Origin of the sequence: uncultured Gimesia sp. (assembly GCF_963972345.1) — a bacterium.
Lineage (GTDB): Bacteria > Planctomycetota > Planctomycetia > Planctomycetales > Planctomycetaceae > Gimesia.
In genome coordinates this window covers 1-10,506 of sequence record NZ_CAXAVM010000233.1, presented here as the reverse complement: position 1 = coordinate 10,506, position 10,506 = coordinate 1, and the positions used below count along the sequence as shown (strand labels likewise).

Here is a 10,506-nt window from a genome sequence, read left to right as displayed (position 1 = left end):
TCCTCAGAATAGTTTACACTCTTTTTTGAGCGCCCACTATTTCTGGGGAACTTCAGAGAGTGCAAACGCTGGGAGAAGTCCTTGCCAAAATTGCGCCACGAGTAAAGTCCCTTCGCGTGGCAAACGGAAAGGATGACGTGAAATGAATGAAGTCACACCTACTAACAAAAGTCAGGCAATTAGCATCCTATTCCCGCCATTGCTCACCAAGCATCATATGGCTGAACTTCTGGGGCGAACAGTACGTACCATCTATCGACTGGAAAGCCAAGGCCGTATTCCGGAGTCCGTCAATATCGGCACTCAACGAGTCTGGTCGCGTGATGAGATCATGCACTGGATCGAGAGTGGCTGTCCAGCGCGAAGGCAATGGGAACGACTTCACCCCAAATACCGGAAGTCGAAAGGAGGTCGTAAAGTATGAGTCAACCATTCCATCCAACCATCATCCGAAACGGCAAGACATACAAAGCTAAGACTTGGTCAATTCGCTATCCTGACGCAAAGGGGATACGTCAGCAAGAAAATGGATTTACTACAAGAGATGAAGCAGCTATCAGACTGCGTGATGCGAAAAGAGAGGTCAACGAGGAACGAGCTGGTATCCGGACGCCACGGATTATCCAGAATGAGAAACCATTGTCTGAACATCTGGATGACTTTCAGAAGTCACTCGAAGACCGGGAAATCAGCCCAGCTCAAGTAATGCTGGTCACCGGACGTCTCAGGCGAGCTTTCGACACCATGGGGATTCTACTTCTATCGGACTTAAACGGGAACAGGTTTCAGACCTATCTGGCTTCGTTACGAAAGAAGGGACGGTCCCAACAAACCTGCAAGCACATCGTTCGCCACGCCAAGCAGTTCGCCAATTTTCTGCTTGAGGACGAGCGTATCGAGACTGATCCCTTCCGGAAGGTGCGACCTATAAAGGTGAGTGAACGTTGTCATCAACGACGTGCACTCACGTCTGAAGAATGCACGAAGCTTTTGAAAGCGGCCAGAAAATGCTCGCCCTTGTACGGTTTATCAGGACCGGATCAAGAAGTCTTGTTCTTGGTAGCCCTCAACACCGGATTTCGAGCGACTGAATTGAGTCACATGGAGGTTGCCAACCTACAGTTGGCTGATGAGTACCCACACATCAGCTTGTCTGCCTCACAGACAAAGAATCGAGATGAGGCACGTATTCCACTCCGTGATCCAGGAGTGGTCCAATTCCTGAAAGCCTGGATTGCAGGAAAACCCAGGAGCGCCAAGCTCTGGCCGGGGAACTGGGCCAAGAGTCGTGGCGGGGGCAAGATGATCAAACCAGCATTGGAAGCTGCAGAGATTCCCTACGAAGTCGATGGTCGCAAAGCTGATTTTCATGCTCTTCGTTATACCTTCATCACCAATCTCATTAAGGCTGGTGAAACTCCTGCATATGTTCAGCGACTGGCTCGGCATTCGGACATCAACCTGACATACCGAGTCTATTCAGATCTTGGTCTCGAAGACCTCTACCACGGGATGTTACGAAGTCGTCAGACACCACATTCCCAGACGGGTGAATCTCAGGAGAACTCGTTGCAGGAGCAAGGTGACAAGTCCCCTGATGATCAACCGGATGACAGCAACAGTTCAGAAAGTGTTGCACAGAATGTTGCACACTTTTCTGACTCAGAGGGACTTTCGTCGTCTTCGGATGTCACAGGAGGTGACAAAGATGATGAAGATTCTAGACCTCAGAAGGACAAACACAGCACCCCGCAAAGTCAAAAAGCGACAGGAGATAACTCATCCTGTCGCTCAATGTCACAGCAAAAGCAAAAACGGAGAGGGGGGGACTCTCCGCCTGGGTGGTTTCAAACCTGATTTCAACGCGACAAAAATAAACCTAATGGTGCGTAACTAATTGAAAATAAAACAGTTGCTTAATTCGATGGATTTTCGGTTCTGCAACCACACACTTTATTCGACTGTCTGGCGTTTGCACCAGTTGTGCACCAGCGGTGCACCAACCGAATTTAAACATTCTGACCACCTTCAGGTAATGTATCTTGTACTGGATTCGATCGACTCTGGCAAGTACTTGTTTCAGATATTACAAGTTGTTCTGTGCGGGCCTTAATCGCTTCCAGCAGAGGGCTGATCTTGTTGTAATACTTAACGATCTCCTGCTCAGGATTCAGGCCTGAATACACATTGATAATATCGCTCACGGAATGCTCTGTAAGGTATCGTAATTCTAATAATGGTATTCCAGCCTCTTTCATCTCCTGTGTAATGGAGCCGCGCAAGTCATAAGGTCTACCTGATTCAACTTTCCCAATCACCTGACGCAGTTGTTTTCCCACATAGGCACTGGTAATGCCTCCAGCTTTATTTAAGAAATATCGAAATACTGCTTTCCGATCCTGGCTATTAAGAACAGTACCTTTCGGTGCTTTAAATAATTCGTCATGATACTGTTGTTCTAAATCTGAAGTTGAATCAAATGTATATTTTCTTGAAGATTTACCTAGACATATTTTCCGATTTAGGAAAAGCGGCCCTTCGACACGCTCTCCCACCAACATCTGTAACAAAGGCATCAGTTCATCAGGTAACGGAAATAGTACATTTACTTTTCCTTTGTTGAAATCTGATCCACCAAATCGACTGCTAAAACGTATCTGCTGTTTATTGAAGTCCACATCACTAATGATGAGACCAGATACGTCTTCTAAGCGGATTGGTAAAACCAAAAGTATACTCAGCGACATGAATTGCCAGTCATCCATGGTATTTAAGAGGGCAAGCCTTCGTTCAAGCGGAAATACACAATCACGAAGTGGGTCTTTACTGAATGAATTTTCAAAAAGCTCAGGGGTAACAGGGTTGACGAAATCGGGGGGCAAATTGCGTACGTCTGCTCTACAGGCCCAGTTAAGGGCCATCCTTAAGGTGTCCCCGCAGTGCTTGATATGCCGTGAGGACATCAATTTAGTGGGAGCATTTGCACTACCATTTCTCGTTATTTTACGGTTGAACAGAAATTCAAGTAATTCAAGAGCAAAGTCTCTATCAAGTGACAGTGCTGTGGGCCATTTTTTAAGTGATCGAGCTAATTCCGCAAAATCCAGTATCGGGGCAAGTCGATTCAAATAGGTTCTGGCTGTATTTTCTCCACAGACTTTACGCTTTTCGGTCAGATATCTATCAAAAAGCTCGCGCAGAGTCAGAATAGGAATTTTTCTAGTTTTCAACATCTGCTTTCGCGCATCACTCGGGGGCACAAACGTGCCAGAGTCTAGCCTATGCAACAGTTCTCTCAGTTTTGATTTGGCTTCCTGTAGATCTGCTCCCAGTGTTTCGCCAAAATACCTTCTTTCATACCGTCCACGCGCTAAATATTTACCATCTCTTTCATAGGCATGGACGTTGATTCCGACCCGGGTTTCGTGCGTATGGCTTCCCATTAGTTCCACAGGGACCATCTTGCGAGACTTAGAGGGCGACTTTGGGGTGGACTCTATACAAGTATCAGGTGAAGAAGTCTGTTGGACTTCTTCTGCCTGGTAAGGCTGGTTAGAATTACTCTGGTTATCTGTGTACATCAATAGTCACCGGATAGCTTGTAGAAAATATTAGATCCGGCAGAACTATTCCAAGATGATAGGAAGATATCGAGGTAAACGTTTTAGAATTCGTTTACCTCAATTTGGGAGTCATTGATTAGATTATGTTTATTGATACTTTTGTATATATTGAAGCGTGCTGTTGAAGGAGGCTCAGTGTGTCCCAGAACTCGAAGATTCAAGCAAAGAACTATGCCGCTTGGGAAGAGTTGAAAAAGCGATATCCAGATCGATTGTGTCTGGATACAGAGGTTATTTATGCCTTGCCGGTTGATTTTATAAATGCCCTGAATAAACATCTTCCCGGCCTGTGGACCAAGGATGATCTGCTGTTTGAGTATGACCTGAATGAGATCGCGGGGATGGGGCTCTTTTTAAAACAGCCTTTTTGGTATCCCCTACTAAAAGAATATTTTCCTCCATCTAACGACGTCTCCCGCCGTTTCCAGGCTGAACAAACTAGAATCAGTCATGACCTTCGTTTAACGATTGAAGCGGTCATGAGAGGCCATGGTTGCTCTGAGCTCATGATCAAAAAATATTTCAAGGAAGAGGAGAAGTATAAGTTACAGGCCCAGGAACGACAAAGAGGATATGCTGGCTGGTTAGTAACAGATCCCGGGTTTCAGCTTTCCAAGGCGGGGTTTATTGGGGAGTGGTGGGAGCAGATTCAAGAACGGGGTGAGTTCCCTGATGTCCCTCCCATGAACATGCTGAGAGACTCGACTCCGATCCCTAAAAATCAACGCCGATTTTATGCAGATTACACTCAGTTTTATTATGACTGGAGTCTGGAAAAACTGGCCACACCACATTTACCAGAACCGATGCATTCGAATCCCGTCGGGGCTTCGCAATACAGCGAGGAAGTGTATGGAGCAGCTGGACTGGCACTGTTTATCCCCTGGTATTTACTTGCTGATCAGAATCTGAAGTTACATGACATCGCAAATCATCATTTGATGTACGGTCATAAAAAACACCTTCAGGGTTGGATCGGCAAAAAAAGTCAGGAAGAAGATAAATTGGGACACAACAGGTACTCGATCATGCTGAAAATGTTTGTTTTCCAGGAATGTGGTTTATATCCCAGATACAAAGAACGTTTGAACGGCAAGGTTGGGAAAATAAACGAAGCGTTTACAGAATTCCTGGAAGGTACTGAGCTCGATGCATTAGAGTTGGGAAAAAAACTTCAGAGTACTCAAAAAACCAGACAAAAATATAAAGGCAGGTTGAAGAAATGTCGGGAAGCAGTTGAAAACTGAAGTCTTGATACAAAATCTTATTTTAAAGATTCTGGGAATTCTTATTGCCGTTCAATCGGATTGGAAAAGTAATAGATAAGTATTTTCCATCCTATTTATTATGACACGTTTTGGTCCAGAATTTAGGTGTTTTAAAACCGTCCCGAGAGTTTCTGGGCAGAGAACTGTCTTTACTTGGTACAATTTGGGGTAAAAGGCTTAAATAAACGCAGTTTGATTTTTGGAAGTTAAACCAGACCAAAATTTTGGACAGAAAGTCAGTCAGTTGTCGCTGATGTCATTGCAGCGATCTGGTTTTCCACGTAATTCTGAAGAATCCTTTCCTGCTCCAGCCGACATTGATTTTTCAGGCAGTACTCGTACGCCTCCGCTTCCCGATTGGTCAGATTGGGGGGCGCCTCGGGCTGACTCGGATTACCTTTAACGATAGCAGTTGCGTGACTGTTGAGGGTTTCCTGATCCATCATCACACTGTCTGTATGCGGAAAGAAATTTCGCAACCGCGATAAGATCTGGAAGCCCTCAACATCGAGATCTCCCCAGTAAATCAGTGGATTCTGACTCAGCCAGCTCAAATCTTTGAGTTGCATGACTGCGTTTCCTTCACCACGAATGGCCACCCCCCGTGGAAAAGCTGGTAAGGTCAGTAGATTCAGGTTGTTTTCTACAATAAAAACACTGCAATTCGTGACTTCCAGCATTTTCAGGTAACGTAACGGCAGGGAGAGTTCATCGTAAGGTAAGTTCAGTTCCGATTGTAATTCAGGATCAAGCAGTCGGAGCGAGTGATGGGGTTGGCTATCTCGAAACCCAAAACGACGGACCAATTTGTTCTCATTTACATTGATCGCATATGCTGGCAGTAGTTTATCCAACCACTGTTTTAAAGTGGATTCATGGCGTTCCACAAATTTGGTGTCTATGGGGACCGGTAATTGTCGGATATAACAATCAGGTACCGGGTGCGCAATGAGATAATTTGTGACCTGTATTAAACCGTCTGCCGAGTCTGCCAGTTTTGCTATTTTTGTAACTTCTGAGACTAACCAATCCTCTAATTGTGGGAAGTGAAATCGTACTTTTTCTATAACAATTCGTGTCTTTTCAAATTGATCCTGCTTTTTGGCCAGACGCAGCAAATCCTCGAGAGTGTCGACCGTGATGGCAGTCGGAACCAAGTTCGTTCCAAAATCCCGCTTCCGCTTTAGTTCCCGGTGAACGGTATAACCCCAGCCACGCTGATCTTTTGAATGCGCGAGCAATAGTTCATGAGCATCAATGGTTTCTTTAGGATTCTGTGGGTCCAGTGTCAGCCGAACTTTTACCCGATACGGAAAAAAGTCCTCGACTTCTCCATTCACCCAACGTTTAAGAAAACGGGGATAAGCCTTAGCGACTTTCTCGGCGATCTCTTCTGGAGAAACCAATGGCATTCGTTCAACCAATTTCATTTTGCATTTGGAGAATTGGAGGACCGTGTACGACTCAGTTTGATGTTCTTTTTCACCTCTTCTTCATACTCTTTCGCCGTCATGCTGAGTAGCTTAGAACGGCTGGTCTCCGCATCCTTCACAACATAAAGATAACGATCGACAAACGGTTCGGTCACGCGGGCTTTGGCATCCAGCGGCGCCACAATCAGCAGTTGCAGTCCAAACTGATCGAATAAATTCAGGGCAAATTCCGCGTTCTGGTCATCGACTTTGGAGAACATTTCATCCACCACGACAAACTGAAAATGACCTGGAGTAAATCCATCAGGATCAATGTCATACTGATAAGCCAGAGCCGCAACCAGGATCGTGAAGGCGAGCTTGGCTTTCTCCCCACCGGACTGGCCCGAACTGCCATCATAGCTGCTGCGGGTCTCTCCCGATTCGATCACAATTTCTTCAGCGACAAAGTTGTACCAGTTACGTACATCGATCACTTTTTTTCGCCAGGCTGATTTTTCTTTATCCGAAAGACGTTGTACCAGTAATTGAATACGCTGAAATCGGGCTTCGTTTGCTTCGGGTGTCTGCTCCAGAGATTCATCCAGACATTCCCGCAACGATCGTTTGAAATCTTCGATTTCACGATCATTGATCTGAGAAGGCTTCAGTCGCATGTAGGTTGCAGGAGTATAATGGACTTTTCTCAAAGCACCGTTCAACTGGTCGATCTTCTCTTCAATCTGCTTTTGCTCGGTGCGTAACTCTGTGTTGAATAACGCTATCTCCTGGCTGACCTGGTCGTTCAGTTTGTCTTTAAACTGTCGCTCATAACGGGGTAAATCTTCCTCGTTGACCCGTTCCAGTACCCCCAGAAAGCTCTCTAATGATTCCAGTCTGGCGTCGAGATCGTCTGTCTCTTCTTTAAATTCCCTTAAGTATCTGGACATCGCCTCAAAAAGTTTTTCTTTCAGTCGGTCGAGTGGCTCTCTGATCTGATCAATTTTCGCTCGTATCTTTTTGTTCCATTCCCACATCCGTTCTTCCAAGTTGTCGATCGCGAGTGTCTCCACCTCGATCGACTCGGCGATCTCCGGAAAGAACTTCTCATGCTGCGGGTAATCGTCTCGCTCGCGCTGTTGTTTGATCTCAGCATGCGTCGAATCAAGCAGTCTGCTGGTAATAGAAATATCACTTTTTAATTTAGCCTGTTGACCGATCTTCTCATCACGATCCTTCCCGAGAGAGGCTTCCTGATCTTCCGCCTTCACTAACTGTTTTTTGAGAACACGCACCATATCATTCGACCCTTCCAGCTTCTTTTGCTCTGCCTGGAGTGCTTCGATCGCTGACTGATGACGTGTAATGTCGATCTGGTCAAAATCCGTGATATTTAGCGCCTGCTCGGCGGCTTGTTTTACGGATTGCAGTTCCTCACTCTGCTGGTCAAGCGTATTCAGCTGCGTCTGGAGAGTCCCTAATTCCGTGTTCAGCCGCTGAATATGTTGCTGAATGCGCAGTTTCTTCTCGGCATTATTCCAGCCCAGTACGAAGAAACGGGGGTCGGTAGTCCGGTCCCGATCATCTTTCTGGTGCCGTTTCCGATTAAATTTCACATGACAGTTCGCTGTCAAAGCATTTCGGGGAATCTGATCGAATTCGTCAACATGATCACAACATTGAAAATTGAATCGTTGTTGGATTTCTTCCCGTACCCAGGGAGCCAGCGGATGCTTGGGCTTGAATTGTAATTTGTGGTAAAGCGAACTGGGAGGAATCCTGTCCCCGCTGCTTTCAGCGACACTCCCCACACACAGATAGTCCAACCGTAACCCTTTTCCATCGGCACCAGTCAGTTTCCGTTTCTCAATGTAGGCTCTGACCCGGGGATAATATCGTTCTGGAACCAGCAAGCTGAGAGAGAAGGATCGCAGTACCATTTCGATGGCTGCTGTCCAGGTCCTCTGATCAGGGGCTACGGCGATCAACTCAGCTGCATAAGGAAGCTCACTCTCCTTCAGATTCAGCTCATTACAGAGCTGGCTGCGTACTGTTGTAAATTGAGGCGGTAGATTACTGCGTTGCTGTTGTAATGCCTCCAGTTCGGTGCATTCCTCACGAAGGAGAGTTTCAATGGCAGTTTTCTCGCCAATCACTGTTTCCTGTTTCTGCTTTATGTCCTTCCGTTGCTGAAAATTGGTTGGCAGGAGTGCCTGTAATGCCGTTTTGGCTTGCTGGAACTGCTCCTGATTCCAGACCGTTTCCTTCAATCCACAGTGTTTGAGATTGTTCTGAAAATTATGAAAACTCGAATTTTTGTTAGACAATGACTCTTTTTCAGTCAGGATCAAATCTGGAATTCGTCGTAACCGGTCTCCCCCTGCCTGTTCAATCTCGTTTTTCAGTTTTCTGACGGTATCCCGCGACTGTTCCAGTTCCTGAGTCACTCGGTTGAGGATTGTCTCCAAAGATGTAGCTTTGTCCTCCAGACGTGCCAGCTCTGGCTCAAATACCTGAAGTTTGAGTACCGAAAAACAGGATTCGGAAGCAGCATACAGCAATTGCAGATGATTGAGTTTCTCCGCTTTGACTTGATACTTATGGCCAATTGAGGCAACCGGCTTCAGAAGTTCCTGAGCTCTTTGTGCCCGAACCAGTTCAGAATGGGCATTACTCAGGTCTGTGAAATGCTTCAATAACCCCTGGATTTTATCCTGCCAGTTGGCTGCTTCCAGCATATGAGCACGGATAAACAGATTCAGACTTTGAATATCCTTTACCGCGACCGTCTGATTGAACATGCTGATCGCTTTGCTTCTCATACTGGTCTGCCTGGTGAGCCAGCCCAGGTATTCGGCATAAGAGCGTGTTGTTTGATAACCACACTGCTTAAGATGATCACGGACTTCGTCCGACTTTACCAGCCCTTGCAAGTCGGCCTTCAATTCCTGCGCTGACGGAGCAAACGCGTAAACCCGATCATCGCCCCCATCTGCTTTCAGGTAGAGGATTTGTGTGAGGGTAAAGGATCGATCGAGCTTTTCATCTTTGAAGACGGCGGAGATCGCCGTCAGATGATTTCCTTTTGGACGGAGATAGCGAATCACGCTTGACTGTGTTTCATCGGTCGTTCGATCGTAAGCGCCCTTGATGTAGCTTCTGGGGGTTCGCTCGGTTTTCTTAGCACCGGCAGCCACATTGTAATTTCGTGTTTTCCCATCAACTAACAAAGTAAGGATGGCATCTACCAGGGTCGATTTCCCCGAGCCGTTATGCCCTACTAAAAGTGAGGTCCGCCCTTGAGGCTCAAAGCAGAACACGTTCCCGTCCGAACTGTCGAACGTCCCCCAGTTAAAGACTTCCAGTTTTTGCAGACGGTACCCGGGATAATCGGGACGCATGTCAAATAAGTGCTGCATACCAAGAGTGTCCTATTCGGTTTCGAACGCTGTGAGCTGATCCCGCAGACGTTCCAGTTCTTCAATGGGTATTCGTGCTTTCAGAAGCTTACGGACTTCCCAGGAATCAGGCTCATCCTTGATACCACTGACAAATTTGAGGTTTTCAAGTTGTTTGAAAGAGGCAACCAACTGTTTCCGCAAGGTGAATTCATCAGATTCGGCTGGAAAACAGGGTTTCCACAATTCGAGCAGTGAATCGATTTCGACGACACACCGTTCGTTATCGAGATCTTCCTCTTCAAATTTCCGATACTCCTCGCGCAGAAGCACGCACAGCAGGGTCACTTTATAAGTCAGTGGTGCTTTCCGGAATAATCGCGGCAGGCGTTCATAACCTCCGGTCCGTTCGTCTTCACTGAATTGACGCAGGTAGGCCATTCCTTCCGTACGGTCGATGACCAGCGACAACCCGATCTCACAGAAGTAGTCATTCAGGTCAGATTCATTGCTCAGCAACAACGACCAGATTTCTTCCTGTTCCTCATAGATCACACCTTGCAGCAGGTGGACCGCCACGATACCCCGTTCGCGAAATTCCGGGACTTCACTCATCGGAGGCCCTCCCGGAAACACGCTCCATTCTTTCAGTTTCAGACAAATACACAACCCGGGGAATCTCAAAGTCCTGTATTCCCAGGGGAGTATCGATGCTGATCAGATCGAATTCGTTTTCGTCGACCTCATGCCCGCCGTCATAAGCGAGTTGGATATACCCGAGTATTTCGAGAGGACCGTTGTCAGG

At 46.6% G+C, this 10,506-nt stretch carries 8 protein-coding genes; 3 read left to right on the top strand and 5 right to left on the bottom strand.

Annotated features, from left to right (window positions below; translation table 11 throughout):
• Positions 1-217: 217 nt before the first annotated feature.
• Positions 218-424 carry a helix-turn-helix domain-containing protein gene (locus tag AACZ40_RS25525; protein WP_291174942.1) on the top strand — a complete coding sequence of 69 codons (207 nt, stop codon included), beginning with the start codon at positions 218-220 and terminating at the stop codon, positions 422-424.
• The gene (locus AACZ40_RS25520; protein ID WP_291174944.1) at positions 421-1,857 is read left to right on the top strand and encodes a site-specific integrase; all 1,437 of its coding nucleotides are present in this window, start codon (positions 421-423) and stop codon (positions 1,855-1,857) included. Before AACZ40_RS25525 ends, AACZ40_RS25520 begins: the two co-directional genes overlap by 4 nt.
• A gap of 152 nt (positions 1,858-2,009) precedes the next feature.
• Here AACZ40_RS25520 and AACZ40_RS25515 read toward each other — a convergent pair whose 3' ends face one another.
• The gene (locus tag AACZ40_RS25515; RefSeq protein ID WP_291174946.1) at positions 2,010-3,581 is read right to left on the bottom strand and encodes a tyrosine-type recombinase/integrase; all 1,572 of its coding nucleotides are present in this window, start codon (positions 3,579-3,581) and stop codon (positions 2,010-2,012) included.
• A gap of 179 nt (positions 3,582-3,760) precedes the next feature.
• Between AACZ40_RS25515 and AACZ40_RS25510 the strand changes: the two genes are divergently transcribed.
• Positions 3,761-4,870: a hypothetical protein gene (locus AACZ40_RS25510; RefSeq protein ID WP_291174948.1), complete on the top strand. Its 1,110-nt coding sequence runs from the start codon at positions 3,761-3,763 to the stop codon at positions 4,868-4,870.
• 257 nt (positions 4,871-5,127) lie between these two features.
• Here AACZ40_RS25510 and AACZ40_RS25505 read toward each other — a convergent pair whose 3' ends face one another.
• The 4 genes from AACZ40_RS25505 to AACZ40_RS25490 form a co-directional block, all read right to left on the bottom strand.
• Positions 5,128-6,303 (bottom strand): Wadjet anti-phage system protein JetD domain-containing protein, encoded by a 1,176-nt coding sequence (locus tag AACZ40_RS25505; RefSeq protein WP_291174950.1) that lies wholly within the window; start codon positions 6,301-6,303, stop codon positions 5,128-5,130.
• Between the two features lie 14 nt (positions 6,304-6,317).
• Positions 6,318-9,722, bottom strand: a complete 3,405-nt coding sequence (locus AACZ40_RS25500) for an SbcC/MukB-like Walker B domain-containing protein (protein WP_291174952.1) — start codon at positions 9,720-9,722, stop codon at positions 6,318-6,320.
• Positions 9,723-9,734: 12 nt separating this feature from the next.
• Positions 9,735-10,316 (bottom strand): DUF4194 domain-containing protein, encoded by a 582-nt coding sequence (locus AACZ40_RS25495; RefSeq protein ID WP_291174954.1) that lies wholly within the window; start codon positions 10,314-10,316, stop codon positions 9,735-9,737.
• The coding region (locus AACZ40_RS25490) for a hypothetical protein (RefSeq protein WP_339676366.1) at positions 10,309-10,506 on the bottom strand (198 nt) is incomplete at its 5' end. The genes AACZ40_RS25490 and AACZ40_RS25495, both read right to left, overlap by 8 nt.

Coding starts and splice junctions, on each gene's coding strand:
- AACZ40_RS25525 (WP_291174942.1), top strand. CDS start 218: ATGGCTGAACTTCTGGGGCGAACAGTACGTACCATCTATCGACTGGAA.
- AACZ40_RS25520 (WP_291174944.1), top strand. CDS start 421: ATGAGTCAACCATTCCATCCAACCATCATCCGAAACGGCAAGACATAC.
- AACZ40_RS25515 (WP_291174946.1), bottom strand. CDS start 3,581: ATGTACACAGATAACCAGAGTAATTCTAACCAGCCTTACCAGGCAGAA.
- AACZ40_RS25505 (WP_291174950.1), bottom strand. CDS start 6,303: ATGCCATTGGTTTCTCCAGAAGAGATCGCCGAGAAAGTCGCTAAGGCT.
- AACZ40_RS25500 (WP_291174952.1), bottom strand. CDS start 9,722: ATGCAGCACTTATTTGACATGCGTCCCGATTATCCCGGGTACCGTCTG.
- AACZ40_RS25495 (WP_291174954.1), bottom strand. CDS start 10,316: ATGAGTGAAGTCCCGGAATTTCGCGAACGGGGTATCGTGGCGGTCCAC.